The 22,318-nt window shown below is 69.0% G+C and carries 10 protein-coding genes (1 of these 10 cut by a window edge); 5 read left to right on the top strand and 5 right to left on the bottom strand.

Annotated elements, in window-relative coordinates; all coding sequences use genetic code 11:
• Window positions 1-37: 37 nt before the first annotated feature.
• Window positions 38-835, bottom strand: coding sequence for an LLM class F420-dependent oxidoreductase (locus AC1DP3_RS07825; RefSeq protein WP_477292591.1), 798 nt, complete (start codon window positions 833-835; stop codon window positions 38-40).
• Between the two features lie 169 nt (window positions 836-1,004).
• Between AC1DP3_RS07825 and AC1DP3_RS07820 the strand changes: the two genes are divergently transcribed.
• Window positions 1,005-1,970 carry a TIGR03885 family FMN-dependent LLM class oxidoreductase gene (locus AC1DP3_RS07820; RefSeq protein WP_477292590.1) on the top strand — a complete coding sequence of 322 codons (966 nt, stop codon included), beginning with the start codon at window positions 1,005-1,007 and terminating at the stop codon, window positions 1,968-1,970.
• Window positions 1,967-3,628 carry an alpha-amylase family protein gene (locus AC1DP3_RS07815; RefSeq protein WP_477292589.1) on the top strand — a complete coding sequence of 554 codons (1,662 nt, stop codon included), beginning with the start codon at window positions 1,967-1,969 and terminating at the stop codon, window positions 3,626-3,628. Before AC1DP3_RS07820 ends, AC1DP3_RS07815 begins: the two co-directional genes overlap by 4 nt.
• Window positions 3,629-3,653: 25 nt before the next feature.
• Here AC1DP3_RS07815 and AC1DP3_RS07810 read toward each other — a convergent pair whose 3' ends face one another.
• Window positions 3,654-4,625, bottom strand: a complete 972-nt coding sequence (locus AC1DP3_RS07810; protein WP_477292588.1) for a permease prefix domain 1-containing protein — start codon at window positions 4,623-4,625, stop codon at window positions 3,654-3,656.
• Between the two features lies 1 nt (window position 4,626).
• Entirely contained in the window at window positions 4,627-4,962 is a 336-nt protein-coding gene (locus AC1DP3_RS07805; RefSeq protein WP_477292587.1) for a PadR family transcriptional regulator, read from the bottom strand.
• Window positions 4,963-5,070: 108 nt separating this feature from the next.
• Here AC1DP3_RS07805 and AC1DP3_RS07800 point away from each other — a divergent pair, with 108 nt between their 5' ends.
• Entirely contained in the window at window positions 5,071-6,063 is a 993-nt protein-coding gene (locus tag AC1DP3_RS07800) for an o-succinylbenzoate synthase (RefSeq protein ID WP_477292586.1), read from the top strand.
• A 45-nt stretch (window positions 6,064-6,108) separates the two neighbouring features.
• Here the strand turns inward: AC1DP3_RS07800 and AC1DP3_RS07795 are convergent, their stop codons facing one another.
• Window positions 6,109-6,768 (bottom strand): TetR/AcrR family transcriptional regulator, encoded by a 660-nt coding sequence (locus AC1DP3_RS07795; protein ID WP_477292585.1) that lies wholly within the window; start codon window positions 6,766-6,768, stop codon window positions 6,109-6,111.
• A gap of 101 nt (window positions 6,769-6,869) precedes the next feature.
• On the opposite strand from AC1DP3_RS07795, the gene AC1DP3_RS07790 reads away from it, so the two are divergent.
• Together AC1DP3_RS07790 and AC1DP3_RS07785 are read left to right on the top strand one after the other, a co-directional pair.
• On the top strand, window positions 6,870-9,743 hold the full coding sequence (locus AC1DP3_RS07790) for an MMPL family transporter (RefSeq protein WP_477292584.1): 2,874 nt from the start codon (window positions 6,870-6,872) through the stop codon (window positions 9,741-9,743).
• On the top strand, window positions 9,740-11,755 hold the full coding sequence (locus tag AC1DP3_RS07785) for a YhgE/Pip family protein (protein ID WP_477292583.1): 2,016 nt from the start codon (window positions 9,740-9,742) through the stop codon (window positions 11,753-11,755). Before AC1DP3_RS07790 ends, AC1DP3_RS07785 begins: the two co-directional genes overlap by 4 nt.
• A 199-nt stretch (window positions 11,756-11,954) precedes the next feature.
• Here the strand turns inward: AC1DP3_RS07785 and AC1DP3_RS07780 are convergent, their stop codons facing one another.
• Window positions 11,955-22,318 carry the 3' portion of a hypothetical protein gene (locus AC1DP3_RS07780; protein ID WP_477292582.1) on the bottom strand. 21,868 nt of this gene lie beyond the right edge of the window, so the window shows 10,364 of its 32,232 coding nt (coding positions 21,869-32,232); the start codon falls outside the window, past its right edge; the stop codon is at window positions 11,955-11,957.

Raw genomic sequence — 22,318 nt, 5'->3', positions numbered from 1 at the left:
CGGCCCGCTCGTTACGCGGGGATCGCCGTCCTACCGGTCAGCCGTTCTTGGCGTCCCGCCAGCGCAGCCAGGACTCGATGAGCGAGTAGTCCCAGTCCGGCCCCTCGAACGCGAGCGTGAACAGCCGCGTGCCCGCGTCGTACAGCTCGTCGGCGAAGTCCTCGGTGCGGCGGTGCAGCTCGTTCGACACGACGAGGTTCGACGTGTCGCGCCCCTCCTTATCGGCCCACCGCTGGATGACATCGATCTTGTGCGGCAGGTCGTCGGGCCCGACGAAGCTGTGCCAGATGTCTGCGTGGCGAGCGACCAGACGCAGGGTCTTCTGCTCGCCCTTGCCGCCGATCATCACGGGGATCCGGCGCGTCGGCGCCGGGTTGAGCTTCTGCCAGCGGGCTTCGATGCGCTGCAGACCCTCGGCGAGGTCGTCCAGGCGCGACCCCGCGGTGCCGAACTCGTAGCCGTACTCGGCGTAATCGCGCTCGAACCAGCCCGATCCGGTCGCGAAGATGAACCGGCCCTCGCCGCCCTTTGCCGAGATGTGGTCGATCGTCCGCGCCATGTCGGCCTGGAGATCGGGATTGCGGTAGCTGTTGCAGTTGACGAGCGCCCCGAACTCCACGCGCTCGGTCTGCTCCGCCCAGGCCGCGAGCATGGTCCACGACTCGAAGTGCAGCCCGTCGGGATCGCCCGACAGCGGGAAGAAGTGGTCCCAGTTGAACAGGATGTCGACGCCGAGGTCTTCGAGCCGCCGCACGGCGTCGCGGAAAGCGGTGTACGGGGCGTGCTGCGGCTGGAGCTGCACGCCGAGCCGCACGGGAGTGTCGAGAAGAGGCATGGGGCTCAGCCTAGGGCTGGCGGAGGACGGCAAGGCGAGGACGGCGCAATCACTTTGTGACCTCGTCTCAGCGCAGCCCGAGGCCGGCGGGGGCGGGCGGCTCATGCCGGATCCGGAGATGCCTCGCAAGCCCCTCGTGGGGTGGCCCCCGGCCCGAGAGACTGAGGGGATGACTTTCATCGGATACCACTGCTCGCACGAGCAGCTTCCGCCGAGTGCGCTGCTGCGCTTCGTTCAGGATGCCGAGCACGCCGGCTTCGACGGCGCGATGTGCTCGGACCACTACGCCCCGTGGGGCGTGCGACAGGGCGAGTCGGGGTTCGCGTGGTCCTGGCTCGGCGCGGCGCTGGCCACGACATCCTTCTCGATCGGCGTCGTGAACGCGCCGGGGCAGCGGTACCACCCGGCGGTGGTCGCGCAGGCGATCGCGACGCTCGAGGAGATGTTCCCCGGACGGTTCTGGGCGGCGCTCGGGAGCGGCGAGGCGATGAACGAGCACATCACGGGCGACCCGTGGCCCTCGAAGGACGACCGCAACGCGCGGCTGGACGAGTCGCTCGGTGCGATCCGACGCCTGCTCGCGGGAGAGGAGGTGTCGGCCGACGGCTTGGTGAAAATCGACAGGGCCCGACTCTGGTCACGGCCGATCGCCGCACCGCCGCTGTTCGGCGCCGCGGTCAGCGCCGAGACCGCGGGATGGCTCGCCGGCCGCGTGGACGGTCTCGCGACCGTGGCGCAGGAGCCCGCCGCGCTGCGCCGCGTCGTCGAGGCATACCGGTCCAACGGAGGCACCGGGCCCTGCGCCCTGCAGGTGCATCTCTCGCTCGGGACAACGGATGCCGAAGCTCTGGCCCTCGCGCGGGACCAGTGGCCCAACGGGCTGATCGGGCCGCCGCGCGCCTGGGACTTCGATCAGCCGGAGGACTTCGATGCGGCGGTCGCGGATCCCGACGAGGACCAGTTGCGCACAGCGGTGCTGGTCGATTCGGATGCCGGGGCGCTGGCCGAGCGGATCGCGGAGCTCGCCGCGATCGGCTTCGACCGGCTGTACCTCCATCACGTGGGGAAGGAGCAGACCAGCTTCCTTCAGCGAGCCGAGGCGGAACTGCTGCCGCGTCTGCGGGAGGAGTCATGAAGATCACCGACACCAGCGACCTGTGGTGGAAGACGGCGGTGATCTACTGCCTCGACGTCGAGACGTTCATGGATGGGGACGGCGACGGCATCGGCGACTTCCTCGGCCTCGCACGCCGCATCGACTACCTCGCGGACCTCGGTGTGACGTGCCTCTGGCTCATGCCCTTCTATCCGACCCCCGACCGCGACGACGGCTATGACATCACCGACTTCTACGGGGTCGACCGCCGCCTCGGCAGCCACGGCGACTTCGTGGAGGTGATCCGCACCGCGAAGGACCGGGGCATGAGGGTGATCGTCGACCTCGTGGTGAATCACACCTCGGATCGGCATCCCTGGTTCGTCAATGCCCGTCGGAGCCGGGACGCGAAGTTCCGGGACTTCTACGTGTGGGTGGATGAGCCGCCGAAGAAGCAGGCGGAAACGGTCTTCCCGGGCGAGGAGACCAGCGTGTGGGAGCTGGAGGAGAAGACCGGGCAGTACTTCCTGCACAGCTTCTACCGGCATCAGCCCGACCTGAACATCACCAACCCCCGCGTCCGGGACGAGATCGCCAAGGTCATCGGGTTCTGGCTCGAGCTCGGCGTCTCGGGCTTTCGCGTCGACGCGGTGCCGTTCCTCCTCCAGGCGCCTCCCGGCGTCGCGAACACCGACCCGCACGAGTACCTGCGCGACATCCGGCGATTCCTGCAGCGGCGCAGCAGCGAGGCGGTGCTGCTCGGCGAAGTGAACCTGCCATACGACGAGCAGCGCGAGTACTTCGGCGTCGACGGCGTCGAAGAGCTCACCATGCAGTTCGACTTCATCTCGATGCAGGCGCTCTATCTCTCACTGGCGCGCTCGGATCCGGCTCCTCTGGTCCGCGCCCTGACATCCCGACCCGAGATCGCCCCCGAGGCGCAGTGGGCGAACTTCGTGCGCAACCACGACGAGCTGACCCTCGACAAGCTGACCGACGCGGAGCGCGAGGAGGTCTTCGAGGCGTTCGCGCCGGATGAGCGCCAGCGGGTCTACGGCCGCGGGATCACGCGGCGCGTCCCGCCGATGCTCGCGGGCGATCCCCGCCGCATCCGCATGGTCTACAGCCTTCTCTTCTCGCTTCCCGGCACGCCCGTCCTGTTCTACGGAGAGGAGATCGGCATGGGCGAGAACATCGACATCGAGGGCAGGCAGTCGGTGCGCACGCCCATGCAGTGGGACACCGGCAAGAACGGCGGCTTCTCCTCTGCGGCGGCATCCCGCCTCGTGGCGCCGCAGCCCGCGGACGGGTACGGGCCGGAGCACGTCAATGTGAACGCGCAGATCGCCGACGACGATTCGCTGCTGCAGTTCGTGCAGCGCCTCGCGGTGCGCTACCGCTCCTCGCCCGAGATCGGCTGGGGCCGATTCGAGGTGCTCACACAGGATCAGCCGGCCGTGCTCGCCCACTCCGTGCGAGCGGACCCTGGACGATTCGTCGCGCTGCACAACTTCGCGGACGTCCCCGTCAAGACCGTGATCTCGCTCGCCGACGATCCCGACGCCGTGGCGCTGTCGGACCTCCTCGGACCTGAGCGGATGGCCTTGGACGATCGGAAGGAGGTGACCCTCGAGCTGCCCGCCTACGGCTACCGCTGGCTGCGGGTCGTCCGGCCCGGGGACGGCCGGCTGTCATGACCGGCCGTCCGTCTGCGTCGTGCCCTCACCGTGAGCGGCGGGCTTTGAGGAAGCCGTCGATGATGTCCCAGAGCGCGATGACCACAATGCCGAAGCCCGTGAGGACGGCCATGATCTGAGCGACCTCGGCCCCGTCGTCAGGGACGAGACTCGGGAAGAACTCCGGGTTGAGGAGCTGATCCTGGGCGAGCAGCCAGAGCGCCGGAACGGCGAAGGCCAGCGCGAGCAGCGCATTCGCGATCGCCAGGCCGAAGGTCCAGCGGCCCCCGCGGTAGACCAGGAAGGCGAGCAGCGCTTCGAGCCCCATGAGCACGAAGAGGGCGGCGATCCACCACGGCCAGAGGCCGGGATCGAGGAACGACAGATCAGTGCCGGGAACGAAGCCGATGAGCAGATCCCACAGGATCGCCGCTGCGCCGAGCACCAGGAAGACCAGTGACCCGATGAGGTCGGGGAGTCTCGCACCCGACTCCCGCACCTGCGGAAGCTGATCGAGGGTCCATTGCGGCCACGGCTCTCCGCCGCGACGCGCTGTGCGACCGCGCGCACCCTCACCGGTGCTCCGCTCCAGGATCGCGAACACGAGCGTCACCCAGAAGAACAGATGAACGATGACGCCGATGATGCCCGCGACCGTCGAGCCGACGACCTCGCCGAACGTCCCACCGGCGAGAGTCTGACCGAGCGCGATGCCGAACGCGGCGCACGCGGGGACGATCCACAGCAGCAGCTTCAGCAGCCGCCACCAGTCCAGGTAGTAGCGCGGACCGATCAGATGCAGGGGCCGGTCGGTGTAACCGGCGGCGAGCTTGTCGGGGTCGCCGAGCTCGGTCAGCACGGCCCGCTCCGCGACCTCCTGCGGGTCGCCGGCGTCGGTGCGCGCGTCGATCTGGTCGGCGATCGACCCGCGGAGCTCAGCGGAGAGGTCTGGCCGCTGCTTCTCCGGGACGGTCCGCATGGCGGCGTCGATGTAGCGGTCGGTGAGGGTGGCGTTCATTTCAGTCCTCCTCGGGGAGTGCGTCGATCGCGGCGACGACGCGCGCGAGATCCTGGCTGAGGGCGCCGGCGAGACGGATGCCCGCCGCGCTGGTGCGGTAGAACTTGCGGGGTCGTGCCTCGTCGGTGTTCCACTCGCTCGTCAGATGCCCCTGCTTCTCCAGGCGGCGGAGCAGGGGATACAGCGTGTTCGCATCCGTGTCGAAACCACGGGTGTTCAGCTCGTCGAGCAGTCCATAGCCGTACCCGGGTCGCCGCAGGAGCCGCAGGCACGCGAGGACGACCGTTCCCCGACGCAGCTCCTGGAGATGCGTCTCGAGTGCTTCGGTCTCGCTCATGTCTCACACCTTACTGTGCGTTACACACTATAGTCAATCGCACATTGCTGTGACCCGGAATGCCGCGCGGAAGCAGGCGCTCGAGCCGGGGTGAGAGAGGATGGGCGCGTGACCGACGCCGCTCCCGTCCCCCCGCTCGCCGAACTGCTCGCGTCTGCCAGGGTGGTGGCACTCCCCCTTGTGACGCGATTCCGCGGGGTCGAGGTGCGCGAGGCCGTCCTGCTGGAAGGTCCGGAGGGCTGGACGGAGTTCTCGCCCTTCGCCGAGTACGGCGACAGCGAGGCCTCGACCTGGCTCGCGGCGGCCATCGACTTCGGATGGGCCGAGCAGCCGACTGCGCGTCGATCGGAGATCCGCGTCAACGCGACGGTGCCCGCCGTGGGTGCAGCATCCGTTCCCGAGATCCTGGCCCGCTATGACGGATGCCGGACCGCCAAGGTCAAGGTCGCTGAACCCGGGCAGACCCTGACCGACGACATCGAGCGGGTGCGCGCCGTGCGCGCCGCGATGGGCCCCGAAGGGCGCGTGCGCGTCGACGCGAACGGCGCGTGGAACGTCGATGAGGCTGAGCACGCCGTGCATGCACTTGCCGAGTTCGACCTCGAATACGTCGAGCAGCCGTGTGCCAGCGTCGAGGAGCTCGGCGAACTGCGGCGCCGCATCAAGTACATGGGGGTGCCGATCGCCGCCGACGAGAGCGTGCGCAAGGCGGACGACCCGCTCGCCGTCGCGCGCGCGGGCGCCGCCGATCTCCTGGTCATCAAGGCCCAGCCGCTCGGCGGAGTGCGTCGTGCGCTCGAGATCGTCGCCGAGGCGGGACTGCCGGCCGTGGTCTCGAGCGCCCTGGATACCTCTGTGGGCCTCGCGATGGGCGTCGCGCTGGCGGCGGCTCTCCCGGAGCTCGACTACGACTGCGGGCTGGGCACGGCGTCGCTGTTCGAGTCCGACGTGACGAGCCCCGCACTCACCCCGCGCGGAGGCGTGCTGCAGGTCGGCCGCGTCACGCCTGACCCGGCGCTCCTGGCCGCTCAGGAGGCATCCGCCGCCCAACGGGACTGGTGGCTCGAGCGCCTGACGCGCTGCCACGCCCTGCTCGCCTGACTCGCTGCCACGCCCTGCTCGCCTGACGCGGCAGGGGGCCGATTCTCAGCGTGGCTCGATGATCAGCTGCGCGACCCGGGCGATCTCCTCGTTGGAGCGGCGGCACATCTGCTCGTTATCGACGCCAGCCATCGCTGCGCGCACCGCTGAGCTCTCCCATACGGCCATCATGATCCGCGCCGCTTCGTTCGCGGGCAGCCGGAACGAGAGCGAGCCCCCGCGACCGATGTCCTCGATGATGTGCGCGACACTGTGCACCATCTCCTGCTCCTGCGCGAGGTAGGCCGCAGCGAGCTTCGGGTTTCGCAGTGCGTGGATGCGGATCTCACTCATGAGCAGGATGCTGAGGCGATCCTCGGCGGAGGTGTCGAGAGCCGCCTGGATGATGGAGAGCGCATCGGGCGACGTATCGGCCAGGGCCCCGCTCGCCTCGAGCTGTGTGACACGAGCGCGCACCGACGCGACCCGCTCGCGCTGGACGATGCCCGCAAGCTCGAGGAAGAGCTCTTCCTTCGTCTCGAAGTTGGAGTAGAAGGCTCCCCGGGTGAACCCGGCGCGTTCGCAGATCGCCTCGACGGACGCCGCATCCAGTCCGACCTCGGCGAAGACCTCGGCGGCGGCATCCACGAGACGCCGGCGGGTGACGTCTCGGCGGCGGGTGGTCGCGGCATCCGTCAACATGTTCTCCTCGTGTGGCTCATTCACACCTGGCGCTCAGCCTTGCGAACCGGTGCGACTTTACGATACATCTATGTATCGGATACAGCGGCGTATCGGACCATTCTGAATTTCCGACCGGAGGCTCCGTGTCCACTCTGCTTTATGCCCTCGGGCGCTGGTCGTACCGCCACCCGTGGCGCGTCCTCGTCGCGTGGCTGCTGCTGCTCGGCATCGCGGGCGGCAGCGCTGCGGCGTTCATGCAGGGCACCGACAACTCGTTCTCGATCCCGGGCACCGAAGCCCAGGCCGGCATTCAGCAGCTCGCCCGGTCGTTCCCGCAGGCGAGCGGCACGAGCGCGCAGCTCGTGATCGTCGCCGCCGACGGCGACCAGGTCGACGAGGAGCCCTACAAGTCGGCGATCGACGACACGATCGCCGACCTCGAAGACCTCGACGGGGTCCTGGCGGTCACCGATCCGTTCAACGAGTTCGTCTCGGGGCTGGTCTCGGACGACGGGAACGCGGCGATCATCCGCCTGCAGTTCGAAGGACAGGCGACGGATGTCTCCCCCGAGGCGAAGGCGGACCTCAAGGAGGTCAGCGCCGACCTCGAGGAGTCGCTCCCGGCGGGCTCGCAGGTGGCGATCGGCGGAGACCTCTATTCCCAGTCCGTCCCCGCCATCTCGATCGTCGAGGCCGTCGGCGTTCTCATCGCGCTGTTCGTCCTGATCGTCACGTTCCGCTCATTCGCCGTGGCATGGTTCCCCCTGGTCACCGCGCTGATCGGGGTCGCACTCGCGATCTCGCTCATCTACGTCTCGACCGCGTTCGCGTCGATCTCTTCGACCACGCCGCTGCTCGCGATCATGCTCGGGCTCGCGGTCGGCATCGACTACGCCCTGTTCATCATCGCCCGACATCAGGATCAGGTGCGGACGGGCGTGGACCCGGAAGAATCGGCCGCGCGCGCCACCGGCACGGCCGGCTCGGCCGTCGTGTTCGCCGGCGTCACGGTGCTCATCGCGCTCATCGGCCTGTCGCTGGCGAACATCCCGTTCCTCACCACGATGGGCATCGCCGCCTCGGTCGCCGTCGCGATCGCGGTCCTCGTCGCCCTCACCCTCTCCCCTGCCCTGCTCGGCTTCGCCAAGGGACGGGTCGTCGGCTGGAAGCGGCGCAAGCCTGCTGTCCCGCCTGTCGACGAGACGGATGCTGCGCCCCCCGTCCCGGTGGATGACCAGGCATCGACCCGGGCCGCGGCATCCGCCACCGCGGCAGCCGCCACCGCGGCATCCGCCACCGCGGCAGCCGCCACACCCACGCGCCGCCGACGTCGCGGCTTCGCGGAGCGCTGGGTCGGCGGGGTGACGCGGCATCCGGTCATCACGACGATCGCGGTCGTCGTCGGCCTCGGGATCCTCGCGATCCCGGCGGCGAGCCTGCGCCTCGCCCTGCCGAACGCGGGCATGCAGCCCGAGACGAGCGAGGCGCGCCAGGCCTACGACCTGACCACCGAGCACTTCGGCCCCGGCTTCAACGGCCCGCTGATCCTCACCGGCACCATCGTCACCTCGACCGACCCTCTGGGGCTCATGCAGGACCTCGGCGACGCGGTGCTCGACATCCCGGGCGTGAAGGCTGTCGCCCTGGCGGTCCCGAACGAGACCGCCGACACCGGAATCGTGCAGCTCGTGCCCGAGACGGCGCCGGACGACCCCGCCACCGCGGAGCTGGTGCGAGAACTGCGCTCGCACCACGACGAATGGCTCGAGAAGTACGGCGTGGACCTCAAGGTCACCGGCTTCACGGCCGTCTCGATCGACATCTCGGACCGCCTCGGCGGCGCACTGCTGCCCTTCGGCATCTTCGTCGTGGGCCTGTCGCTCGTGCTCCTCACGATCGTCTTCCGGTCGATCTGGGTGCCGATCAAGGCGGCCCTCGGGTATCTCCTGTCCGTGGCGGCGGCCTTCGGCGTCATCGCGCTCGTGTTCGAGTTCGGCTGGTTCTCGGATGCCCTCCACGTCGCCAAGACCGGCCCGATCATCAGCTTCATGCCGATCATCCTCATGGGCGTGCTGTTCGGCCTTGCCATGGACTACGAGGTGTTCCTGGTGTCGCGCATGCGTGAGGACTACGTCCACAAGCGCCGCGCCCAGGGCGGCGTGGGCGATCGCGACATGGCGGTCGGCGCCGTGCGCTCCGGCTTCACCGCCTCGGCTCGTGTCGTGACGGCCGCAGCCGTCATCATGTTCGCGGTCTTCGCAGCGTTCATCCCCGAAGGCGACACGGCGATCAAGCCCATCGCCCTGGGTCTTGCCGCGGGCATCGCGATCGATGCGTTCTTCGTGCGCATGACGCTCGTTCCCGCCGTCATGGCGCTGCTCGGCGACAAGGCATGGTGGATCCCGCGCTGGCTCGACCGCGTCCTCCCCCACTTCGACATCGAGGGCGAGGCCGTCGAGCGCGAACTGTCACTCGCGGACTGGCCCGAACGCGACACCACCGCCGTCGTCGTCGCGGAGGACCTCGACGTGTCGGATGACGGACGAGTGCTGCTCACGGACGTCTCGTTCCGCGCGGAGCGGGGCGACTCGCTCGTCGTCACCTCGGCGGTCCCCGCCTCCGCCACAGCGCTCCTCCTCACCGTCGCGGGGCGTCTCGCCCCCACCGACGGCAGGCTTCGCGTCGCCGGGCACCTGCTTCCCGAGCGCGGCGCCTGGGTGCGCGCGCACGTCGGCGTCGCGCTGCTGCGCGGCTCGGACGAACCCGTGCGTGAAATCGAGCGCGCACTCCGCGGTCGCACGTCGCTCGTCGTGATCGACGGCGCCGACACCCTGACCGCCACCGAGCTGACAGAGGCGGCCGAGTCGCTGCGCGGCGCGGCATCCGTCACCGTCCTCGTCTCGGCGACCGACCCCGCCCTCGCCCGGGCCCTCCTCACCGAGGCCGGCCGCTTCGACGCGCCGACACTCGACCTGTCACGGACAACCGCTCCCTCCTCACTGGAAGTGAACGCATGAGCCTCCCCATCGAACGCGCCCGCTCGCGGAAGCCCGTCACGTGGCTGACGCTGATCGGGGTGCTGCTGCTTCCCGTCGTCATCGGAGGCATCCTCGTCGCCTCGCTGTACAACCCGGCCGAGCGACTCGACCAGATCAATGCGGCCATCGTCAACAACGACGAGCCGGTCACGATCGACGACCAGATCGTCCCCCTCGGCCGCCAGCTGACGGCGGGCCTGGTCGAGGGGTCGGACGAGCTCGACAGCAACCTGACCTGGACGCTGTCGAACACCGACGACGCGGCCGAAGGCCTTGCCGACGGCACCTACGACGCGGTGGTGACGATCCCCGAGAACTTCTCGGCGGCCGCCACCTCGACACGGCCCGGCGAGACTCCCGAGCAGGCCACGATCGGGGTGCAGACGGCACCCGACGCCCTGATCGTCGACAGCGCCATCACCGCCCAGGTGACACAGGCCGCGGCATCGCTCATGGGAGACCAGATCTCGCAGGTGTACCTCGAGAACGTCTTCCTCGGCTTCACGACGCTCGGCGACCAGCTGGGCGAGGCAGCGACCGGCGCGCGTGAACTCGCAGACGGCGCACAGCAGGCCTCCGACGGCGCAGCGCAGCTGCCGAGCGGCGCGACGCAGCTCGCCGACGGCGCAAGCGGCATCGCGTCAGGTGCGACGTCGCTCGCCGGCGGTCTGGACCAGATCGCCGCGGGCATCGGCGGGGCCGCCGGGGGCGCACGCGACCTGGCGACAGGACTGGATCAGGCGGCCGCCGGGGTGCAGAACCAGCAGCTCAAGGACGCCGCGAACGCCACCGCGAGCTATGCCGGTGACGCCGCGGCGCAGACGCAGGCGCTCGCCCTCACTCTCGGCAACCCGGCCCCTGATGCACCTGGCCTCGCGCAGCAGCTCGGTGCACTCGCCGCGCAGTGCGGGCTCACGGGAGAGGACCCCGCGTTCTGCCAGCAGCTCGGCGGCATCGCGGCCGGCCTCGGGGCAGCGGCCGCGGACGCGGGCACGGCTGCCACCAGCGCCGGCTATGCGAGCGGCTACGCGACCCCGACGGCGAGCGGCATCGCCGACCTCATGACCCAGACGAGCGCAGGACTGACGGATGCCGCGGACGGCGCCCGCGGGCTCGCATCGGGGCTGGACAAGCTGCAGTCGGGCACGACCCAGTCCGCGGACGGCGCGCGCCAGCTGGCGACGGGCGCGTCGCAGCTCGGGGACGGCGGCGACCAGCTCGCCACGGGCGCGCAGAGCCTCGCCGACGGCGTCGCCCAGCTCGCCTCGGGCACCGACCAGCTCGCGACGGGACTGCAGACCGCAACCGACCAGATCCCGACCTACTCCGACACCGAAGCGGCGAGCCTCGCCGATGTCGTGTCGAACCCCGTCGCGGCCGAGGGAAACTCCAACAGCCTCTTCGGCGAGTCCGCTATTCCGCTGCTCGCGACGGCAGCCCTGTGGTTCGGCGGGCTCGCCACCTTCGTGGCGATGCAGGCGGTCAGTCGTCGGGCGCTCTCGTCGCGGGCCCCGTCGGCCGCGATCGCCTTCCGGGCGTTCGGGCCGGCTGCCGCGATCGGCGCTCTGCAGGGACTCCTCGTCGCGAGCGTCGTGCAGCTCGCCGCCTCCTACGACTGGACCGAGTGGTCGCTCTTCGCGGGCCTCTGCATCGGGGCAGGCGTCGCCTTCGCCGCGGTCAACCAGGCGCTCGTCGCCGTGTTCGGCGGCGCGGGCCGCTGGATCGCGGCGCTCATCGGCGCGTTCCTGATTGCCACCGGCGTCGTCTCCACCGTGCCGCCCGCACTTGCCGCCATCTCGACCGTCATGCCCACGACTCCTGCCTACAACGGCATGGTGGGCGCATTGACGGCGGCCGGCGGAGTGGGCGCCGGGCTGGCCGGGCTGGCGATCTGGGGGGTGCTCGCGTTCGTGGCGACGGTCCTCGCCGTGACCCGGCGGCGCACGATCTCCGCGCGGACGCTGCTGGCGGCATCCCCCGTCGCGGTCTGACCGGAACCGGCGCAACCAGGCGGCGGCATCCCCGGGGTTGGCATCGAGGGGCTTCGCCTCGGCGGACATGAGACCCGCTCACCCGCTGCACCGCAGCACGAGGGGCACGCGCCGCTTTTCGGTGTCGGGTGAGCGGGCTGCGATCCCCGTCCGGATGCGCGCTAGGGGGGCTGCGGTCCGGAGGACTTCGGGATCGTCGCTATCTGTCGTCGTTGAGGATGGTCACGACACCGCCGGACTTCTTGAGGTTGACGGACGGTGTCGGGAGCAGCCGGACGACAAAGGACTCGTCGGGTTCAAGGGTGCCGTCGCCCTTGACGATGAAGGTGATGGTGGCGGTGGTCTGGCCCGGGGCGAAGGTGACCGTGCCGCTTGTGGCGCTCGCACCGCTTGTGCCGGCCGTGAAGTCCGTGCCCGCTGTCGCGGTCGCGCCCGGGTCGAGGGTCCAGCCCACGCTCAGTGAGCCCTCGGCCGACGATCTGGTCACGGTCAGCGTCACGACTTTCGTCGTGCCGGCAGCGCCCTCGGCCACGCTCACATCGCTGATCGAGACGCTCTGAAGCGGCGGCGGCGCATTCGCGTAGACAGGCGCATCGGTCTTGATGCGGTAGTCCGCGAGCGAGACGACGGTCCCCGTTCCGAGGCCGAAGACTCCCTGCCTTCCGTCGCCGATCGGGGCGTTGAAGATGATCGATGCCAGCACCTGGCCGCTCAGGGTGACCGTGACGACCGTCGCCTTGAGCACGATGTTCAGCAGGTAGTCCGCACCCGCCGTCAGAGGCCGAGCGATCGACTGGTCGATCACGCGGTTGCCGCGCTCCAAGTGGCCGACGATGATCCGCTGACCCGCGACATCCAGGGCCACGAACTTGTAGTCGGTACTGCTGTACCAGTCGAACATGAAGCCGGTGGTGCCGACGGCGCGGAAAGTAGCCTCCAGTTCGATATAGGTGAGCGGGTCGAAGATCGGCACCTGCGGGTTCGAACCGCCGACAGGGACGCCCAGGAGAGTGGATGCCGAGCCCCCCGCGGCACTCCCCTCCAGGCGTCCCGTCGACGTTGTCGTCCACGTCCCTGTGAGGTCCGTGCGTTGCAGCCCGCCGCTGCCCTCGAAGTAGTCGGTGCGGTCGATCGTGATCTCGGGCGAGATGACCGTGAGCGTGATGTTGTCGAACAGTCCGCGCGCCTGGTCGGAGCCGAAGCCGACGAGGCCCCGGTTGAGGGCGACCTGATCCTGGCCGACGATGCGTGGTGCGAAGGTGTACGACACCGCATTCTTGCCGTTGATGTACGCCGTGACCACGAGTCCGTTCACGATGACATTGAGGTCGTAGAACGTGCCGGCCTTCACACCCCCGGGAACGGAAGCCTGCGCGAGGGTGGCCCAGCCCCAGCTTGCGCGGTACCCGATCACGACCTTGCTCGTGGACTGGTCGATGCCGGCGAACTTGAAGTCCATCGGGCCGTAGTAGTCGAAGATCACGAAGGCGTTGGCCTTCCACCCGGCGGTCGGCTTCTCCATCGAGATCTTCGCCGCGAGCTCGTAGTAGACCGTCTTGTAGGCATCCGAGTACCAGACGGCCACCGCGTCGCCGGTGCTGCTCGCCGCTGTCACCCTCAGGACGCCCGACTGGACGGTGAATGTGCCGGAATCCGTCGCGAAGCCGGTCGCGGCGCTGGGATCGTTGAAGTCCACGCCCCTCAGGGTGTCCCTGCGGCCGCCCGGAATGTTGCCTGCCTGCGGGTCGGTCGGACCGCCGGTCTGGGTCTGCCACTGGCCGTGGTCGGACTGGCGGATGAGGCCGAGCTCGCCGAACGGCTCGCCGTTGCGGGCCTGCTCGCTTCCTTCATCGGTCCAGCGGGTCATGTCGACACCCTGGCTGCGCGACAGCGCGTACAGGAACTCGGGCAGCTGCGGCTCGTTCTGGCGGCTCACCGTCGCGATGCCGAACGGCGCGAAGGGCACGATGTACGAGTTGAACTCGCCGACCCAGTCGATCAGGCGGTCGCCGCCGGTGTTGCCGATCAGGATGTCGAGGCCGGCGCCGCCGTACACGCGGTCCTGGAAGCTCTCGTTCACGCCGTCCGGCACATCGTTCAGCCACGTGTCGCCTGGGGTGGTGCAGGTGCCGTTCGGCTGCATGGTGACGCACCCAGAGTGCAGGTTGTCGTCCGCGTTGTGCAGGTCGTTGCCCCAGCCGCCCCAGAGCGTGTCCTGCCCTGTGCCGCCGACGAGCCAGTCGTTGCCCAGGTCGCCGAAGATGACGTCGTTCCCATCGGAGGGCTGGTGGGTGCCCGCGCCGGCGAGCGTCGTGTACAGCGTGCAGTTGCCCTGGTTGTCGACCGCGATGCAGGAGACCACCCAGTTGCCGGTGAGGTCTTCGTTGTTCAGGAAGAACTGGTTCGTGAACGAGCCGATGGGGTTGCTCCCCGTGCAGGTGTGACCGCTCGGCGTGTACGAGACGCAGCCCCAGGTCTGCCCGGCGCCGTTGAAGAGGATCGCGCGGCGGGGGTCGTATTCGTCGTACAGGAGGAACTCTCCGAGCCGCTGCGCGATGTGGTTGTTGGCGTGCCACGGGTTCGTGTCGTCGCCGAAGTGCAGGACGTCTCCCGGGTTCCACGGGTGCGCGAAGTCGATGTACTCGAGTCCGTTCGGGTCGCCGCGGTTCGGGCCTGTCTGCACGAAGTGCTGCGCGTAGCCGCCGGCATAGTTCGGCATGCCGGTGGGGCTCGGCGTGCCTGCGCCGATGGCTTCGGCGCCGCTGATCGCATCATCGCCTGCGCCGCCGTGGATCCAGTCGGAACCCCAGCCGCCGAAGATGATGTCGTCGGAGTTGTTCGCGTCGTACAGCGGCTGGTTGACCTGCTTGTTGCCGAGGATCTCATCGGGACCCAGGTTGTAGACGGTGAGGTCGACGCTCTTCACGAGCTCGCCCGCGATGTTGATGCGGGCTACCTGCACCTGGCCGGGCGTGTAGATGAGCTCGTTGAGCACGTCTCCCTGACTGGTCTTGGAGTCGGGGTCGCCCTGGCGGAGATTCACGATGCCGTAGAGCGGTTCGGCGAACTCGGTGTTGCAGGTCGACGTCGAGGCGGCGCCGGCGCAAGCGGTGTTGCGGCTGGTGAAGATGCGGCCGTCGTCGCCGAGGATGCCGTCCGAGCCCGTGCCGCCCGAGATCCAGTCGTTGCCCCAGCCGCCGATCAGGTCGTCGTTCTGGGCATCGCCATAGAGGATGTCGTGGTCGCCGCCGCCGTAGACGGTGTCGTCGCCGGTTTCGCCGTGGACCTCGTCCCGACCGCCGGTCTGGGTGACCCAGACGGGCTTGGCCGCGGTGCCGCTGTTGACGGCCGTGTTGCGCCAGGCTCCGGCATCCGTGTCGAGGACCACCGAGCAGTTCGGCTGCGTCGGCGAGCCGTTCGGGGCGAGGCAGTCGACCGGCTGTCCGAAGTTCAGCGGCAGGTAGTCGGGGCCTCCGACTGTGTAGTCGAGCAGGTGGACACCGCGAACGATGAGGCGCTGCTCGGTGGGCGCGGCGACGGTGTCGTACGCGAACTGCCGGTACGGGGTGCTGTTCGCGACAGGGGCGACGCCCACGGTGCCCGCGGCCGTGATGCCCAGGTCGGTGCGGTTCGTGCCGACGATCCGGATGACGCGTCCGTTGTCTCCGACGATCGTGTCCGCGTCACGCGCATCCATGTCGGCGGCTGCCGTCGTGTCGGCGAGGAAGCCGCCCGGCGCCGCCGGCGTGCTCGCAATGCCGCTCACCTGGTTGTTGATGCCGACCTGGGTGCCCGCGCCGCCGAACAGGATGTCAGCGCCGCGGTCGTGTCCGGGGAGGTAGCCCAGCGCCGGGTTCTTCAGACCGTCAGGCCGCTTGTCAGGGGTGTTGAGGCTGAAGAAGTCGCTCGAGCCGCCGAGGATGTCGTCCTGGCCCAGCCCGCCGAAGATGACGTCGTTGCCGGCGTTGCCCTCGAGGTAGTCCTGACCGTCGGTCCCCAGCTCCGTCGCCGGGATGACGACGAGGAGGCCGGTGTAGTCGCAGAGCATCGCGACGCTCGCGGAGGGATCGGTGTCGACGCAGCCGGCGGGCGTGCGCGACGCTCCGACGTGGATGGCTGCCGTCGTCGTGACGATCGAGCCGTCGCCGTTGAGCGTCGGGTGCTGGTCGATCCAGCGCTTGTACGCGCGGTCGATGTCGCCGTCGCCCTGCATGACGTCGTCACCCAGCTGGCCGAACACGAGGTCGTGCGCCTGGCCGCCCGCGAGGTAGTCGTTGCCCCACGTGCCGGCCCACTTGTTTCCGGTGTCGGACGCCACGTCGTGGAAGAGGTTCGTGACGTCGTACTCGGCCCACCACGGCGCGCCGTCGGGATCGCGGTAAGACCGCGGGGTGCCGTCGGTGAGCAGGAGGCCGGAGGTGTTCTCGCCCGGGACCGGATAGAGGTTCGGCGTCTCGCTTCCCGGCGGCAGCGGGCACAGGTTGGCGAGGGCAGCCGCGCCGACCGTGATGTCGCTGCGGCTGTAGAGGAGCGTGCCGCAGAGCGCCTGGAAGCGGCCGCTCGTCCAGTCGCCGAGCGTGCGGTCGAACCAGACGGCGTCCCCGAAGATGATGTCGTCCGCCTCGTCGCCGTCGACCATGTCGTTGCCGGCGCCGCCGACGAGCACGTCGCGCCCGAGCCCGCCGAAGATGACATCGTCGGCGCCCTTGTCGAGGTTGACGCTGCGGATCCGCAGCACTCCGACACCGGTCGGGAGTGAACCGGTCAGCGCCGTGGTCTGAATCTTCTGGAGCCGTGCGTCGGGCGCGTTGGGGTCGGCGACGTCCTGGTCGATCACGCCGTGGTCGCCGAAGACGATGTCGTCATACGCGGAGTCCGGCATACCACCGGCGTTGACGGTCGAACCGCCCAGGCCGGGGCCGGGCGCCCCGTCGCCGTAGATGAGGTCGTAGCCCGCGACGAGCAGGTCGTCCACGATGCCCGTCACGCCACCCAGGATCGGGGTGAGCGTCGTGCCGTTGGGGATCCAGCCGGCACCCGTGACGGTGGGCTTCGGGCTGTGGTTGACCGTGGCGATGTCGAGCGCGCGGGTCAGAACATCGACGTTGACACCCGAGTCACCGTAGATGTGGTCCACTCCGCGCTCGCCACGGATCTCATCGTCGCCCGAGCCGCCCGCGAGGTGGTCCCCGGCCTGGCTGCCGATGATGAGGTCGTCCCCCAGCCCGCCATAGGCGGTGATGCCGACGGTGGGCAGCGCTGCCGGCGCAACCTCGGCGAACAGCCCGGAGGCGTCGATGATGTCGTTGCCGCTGTGATCGAAGGGATTGGCGAGGCCGAAGATCCACTCGTCATCTTCGTTCTGGCCGTCTGGGATATGAGTGAAGGGATCGAAGGGCTTCGGACCGAACTCCATGCCGAGGTTGTCGCCGGGGCTGCCCGAGTACCAGACGCCGTCCTGCGTCGTGTCGCCGTAGACCACCAGCGGTGAACCCGGGCCGGCGGTGTGCATGGCGTCGCATGTCACCGGGTCATCGATGGCGCCATCGAAGTCCGCGTCGATCTTGAACAGCGAACCGGCCTCGCGGTTGCAGACGGTGATGACGTCGCCGCCGATCATGATCCCGGCCGAGCTGCGGAACTCGTCCCATCCGGTGACGGTGAGAGTGACAGCATCCAGCACCACAACGCCTGTCGAACTGAGGTGCTGACTCGGAGTCCACGAGGCGTTCGCCACGTTCATCACGGAGTCGTTCGCACCGGAGAAGCTCGCGATCGTGAAGGGGCCGGCGAAGCCGCTGATGCGCACCTGCATGCCGACCTTGTAGCCCGCGGTCGTCCAGCTGAGACCGTCCGTGCGGGTGAGGCTCGACGTGCGGATCTGAACCGGCGTGGTGACCGTGATCTGCACCGGTTGAGCGACGCGGACGTCTGTCGACAGGTTCGTGCCGAAGGGCACAGCCGCCGCGCCGGAGATGGTGGTGTCCGGGCCACTCAGGATCATGACCGAACCCTTGCCGCAGTTCGGGAACGGGTCCGTGATGGGGGCGGAATAGAGCAGGCAGTTCGCGTCGACGAATCCGAGGACCATGCGAGTGAAGTTCTCACCCACGAGCTGGATGTGCTGGTACTGGTGAAGGTAGGGGTCGCCCGCCAAGTATCCGCTGCCGGGAAGGATGCCGTTGAAGGCCCAGTTCAGGCCGTCGAGGCGCGTGAGCACCATTCCGGCGCCGGGGTACGTCGCCAGCTGAGCGGGCGTCAGGACAGCGGCGGGGTTTGCGCGGTCCATGGTGAAGATGTTCTGGATGGGGGTGTTCCCGCCTCCGTGGACTGTCGTGATACCGCCATGCGGGCCCGGGACGAACACTGACAGGGCGCCGCTGACGGGTGCCGCGATCTTGTCGCCGCGCTGTAGGGTCAGCGTCTTGCCATCGGACGAAATGGCCATCACCCGCCACTTGCCGCTGAGCCCGTCGATCATCACGAGCTGTCCGACCGTGAAGCCGTCGGTCACCCAGCTGCCGGTCGCGCGGGAGACCATGCCGCCGTCCGCGGCGACCGGGGTGATCGTGATGGCGCCGGTCGCGTTGCCTGCGGCGACGCCGCCGTAGACGGGCACGTCCGCCGCCGTCACGGTGCGCAGCGACGAGCCGGTCGCCGGCGACCCCGACAGCAGCACGAGGTACAGGATCGTATTGTCGGTCGTGTCCTCGGGGTGGTCGTCGCCGAAGCCGACGACGCGGAAGGTCGCTCCCCCGGTCATCGTGATGGTCTGGCCGACGAGGAAGCCCTGCGCGGTGAAGTCGAACGGCGCGGAGCGGGTCAGGCGGTACGTCGAGCCGAACGGTCCGGCGGCCGCGGTGAGGATGGAGGTGCCGACGACCTTCACCGGGACGTCCGGCTGAAGCGTGCCCTGGATGTCGAGGCGGTCGTTGCCCGAGCCGAGGAAGAGGTTCAGCACCTCGATCGTGCTCTTGCCGCCGTCCGTCTGGAACTGGCCGTCGACGTACGAGACCGAGCCGAAGCTGACACCGCCGGGGAAGATCTGCGGCTCTCCGAATGTCTCGCCCTGCAGGCCGCCGTACGTCGACCCGAAGTCGAGGTCCTTCGCCATGCCGAGGCCGCGCAGCGTCGTGGAGGTCATGACGCCCCAGTTGTGCGCCACACTGCCGTCGCCGTAGATGTTCAGGACGTCGATCTGCTTCGACTCGGGAGCCTGCGTGGCGATCGCGAACAGCGGTCCATCCTGCTCTCCGGGGAGCTTGAGTCCGAGCTCGAGCGACCGGTCGGCGCCGGTCACGCCACCCTCGACGGCGAGCGGGCCCCGGAGGCGGGAGAGCAGGTGCTGCGACGCCGGGAAGTTCTTGACGCCCTGCCGGACGATCGGCTGGTAATAGCCGAGGTCGGCGCGCAGCTCGACGAACTGCTCAGTGAACCAGTTCGCGCTCGTGAAGGTGACCTGTGCGGCGATGCGCGTGACGGTGTAGGGACCGGCGCCGATGGCCGCGAGGCTGTCGTACGACGCCGGACGGAACTCGAGCTGGCTGTCGAACGCCGGTCCCGATCCGCGGATGTTCTGGATCTTGACGCGTGCGCAGCCGCCCGAACCGCACACCTCAACCCACATGCCCTCGAGGAACCCGTCGGTGAGCCATCCGCCGGAGGTCCGAGTCAGCCGGTAGTGCATCTGTCCGTCGTCGCCCAGAACGGGCGCGGAGGTGCCTGCACCGTCCCAGATGCCGCGCCGCGTCAGAACGTTGATCGAGGTATCGGCAACGGTGCCGCCGCACCCGGTGAGGGCCTGATCGACCGTGAAGGAAGTCGCTGTCGGGGTGCCGGTGACGGTGTAATACCCCACTCCTGGTGTCGTGCACGCGGCGAACTTGACCCGCATTCCGACGACGACGCCTTCCTCCAGGAAGCTGCCGGTGTCGCTGCTGCCGACCCGCGTGACGGTGCTGCCCGAGAAGGTCAGGTTGCCCAGGAAGAGCCGCGACGCGATGTCGCCGCCGATGATCGCATACCCGGCCGGCGTTATTGCGACACCGCCGATGGAGACGACGTCGACGAGGCCGTCGGGAGTGAGGGCGATCTTGACGTCGGTGCCTGTGTACGGCGGAGTGTTCGGAACGGGCAGGTGGGGGGCGGTGGTCAGCCGGATCCAGTAGCCGTCGGTGAGGCCGGGCACCGTGCACAGCGCGTCACCGCACTTGACCACGACGGTGTCTGTCCCGCTCGGGATCGTGACGACCTGTGCCGTCTCGTCGTCGTACACCAGGACGTCGGTGCGCTGGCTGCCCGAGCGCAGGTTCGGGAACCGGTAGGCGTTCGTTGCGCCCTCCTGACCCCAGTTGATCACGGCGGTCGTCGGGTCGCCCGGGTCCGAGTTGCTCCGCGCCTGCAGGGTGAGCCGGACCGGGATGAACCAGTTGCCCGCGTTCCCGCCCAGGAACGTCAGCAGGTAGTACGTGCCGTCGATGAGGTTCGACACCGCCGTCCAGCGGGCCGCGAGCCCGGGATCGAGAATCTGCAGGATGCGCTGAGAGTCGGCATCCATGGTGATCTTGACGGTGATCGTGACGCCCGCACCCGGATCCTTGGCGAGTTGCACGAGCACCTGATCGGTGCGCTGCGTGGTGGCGCTGCCCTCGATGACGATTCCGCGGTCGTCGAGCACGCAGCTCTGCGCATCGGCGGCGCAGGCGAGCTCGGCTGCCGTGTTGGGCGGGGTGGCGGGGTTCTCGGTGGACGGCTCGATGTGCGTCACGTAGACGCCCGGCGTGTCGTTGTCATAGACCCGGACGTTGACCTGGCGGACCGCTGCGCCGTGGAACTCGGCGTCGAGGAGCCTGTTCTCGGCGATCACGGAGTGCTGCACCACGACGGTGCGGTCCCCCTCGGAGCGGAGGTCGTCATAGGCCCGCACGTACACGCGCTGCGGAGCGTTCCAGTCGCCGGGCGTGAAGGTCAGGACCACAGCGCGACCGGCCTCGTTCACCAGCACGCCGTTGCGGATGTAGTGCCGCTGGAACTGTCCCAGCGTCGAGCACTCGCCTGCGAGCACCGGTCCGGTCGCGACGCACAGCCAGATGGTGTCGGCCTCGCCATCGGCGAGCCCGAAGCCCGTCGGGTTGTCGAACGTGTCGCGAGCTTCTTCGTCGGGCGAGAGAGCAGCCGAGACCGTCACGTAGATGTTCGCGTCCGGCGCGTGACTCAATTCGACCGTGTAGTGGGCGATCTCGGTGATGGGGCCGGTCGTGGTCCCCTCGCGCACGCTCGTGGAGGGGCCGAGCTCCTTGATGACGACGACGCCGGTGTTCGGGGTGGCGAGGTTGTAGGGAACGCCATCCACGACGATGCCGTCGTAACGCGGGTCGAGCGACGTGACGATGTGGTCGACGGCACCCGAGAGCCCTTCGAGCTCGCGCGTCACGATGTCGGCGGTGACATCCCCTGCGACCGAGATCTGGTCACTGCCGAGGCCGCCGATGACACGGTATGCGACGCCGAAGGCGGTGGAGAGGACGAAGAACTGGTCGTCCCCCTCCAGGCCGTCGATCTCGAGCACCTCGATCGTCGTGTACTTGACGTTCAGGCCTGCACCGTAGATCGCCTTGTCGGTGATGGCGAAGTCGTCCGCGAACTCGGTGCCGAGGATCACCAGCTTGTCGAAGCCCGTGCCGCCGTCGACGTTGACGGGGGCGTTGACGTTGTACTGGACTTCGTCCTCGCCGCCGCCTGCGCGGATGTCGAGCGGTCGGTTCGTCGAGAAGCCGAGGCCGATCACCGGAACCGCCACACCGTTCGCGTCGAGCGGGATGACGTCGTCCTGCCACCTCGTGTTATCGAGGTCGACATTGCTGCCCGCGTCGTGGTTGTAGGTGATGTGCGCGTCGGCGTTGTTGCAGACCTTGTCGCCGTTGTTGTCGTACCGCGTGTATCCGGCGATCACCTGACCCGTCACCCGCGAGGTGTAGGCGCCGATGACACAGGAGCCGAAGGCGACCGGAGTGGTCGGGAACACTCCGCCTGCCGGGCGGAAGTCGACATCGTCGAGGTCGCAACCGGCGACACTGTCGGCGCTGGTGTCGCAGACCGCCGCGATCGCGAACGCCCGGACGATGAAGAGGTCATTGTCGTCGTCGCCGTTGAGCTGTATCTCGGCCTGGTTGGAGTAGACGATGAACCGGTCGTTGCCGGTGCCGCCCGTCGCGAGAAGGGGTGCGTGGGCGCCGGGGCTGAGCCAGCCGCGAGTGGTGGCGACGAGGGAGGGGAACGTGTCGGCCGCGAGCAGGGCGCCGCCGTTCGGTGCCGACTCGCTGTCGCGCTGCGTGCCGAAGATCTGGCCGATCTGGAAGCTGTCGTTGCCGGCGCCGCCGTCGAGGGTGATCGTGGCCTGCGTGTCGTCGACGTAGAAGGCGTCGTTGCCGCCCATCCCGAAGACCGTGATGCGGCCGTTGAGCGCGCGGTCGTAGTTGATGCGCTGCACCATCCAGCTCGGCTCGTTGCCGGTCACCCGGTCACGGTAGAGCCCCACGCCGCCGTCGGAGGCGCTGCTGCCCG

This window comes from Microbacterium sp. P5_B6, from assembly GCF_056400345.1.
Note: the sequence above shows the minus strand (reverse complement) of the source record. Positions and strands in the feature narration are given on the sequence as shown.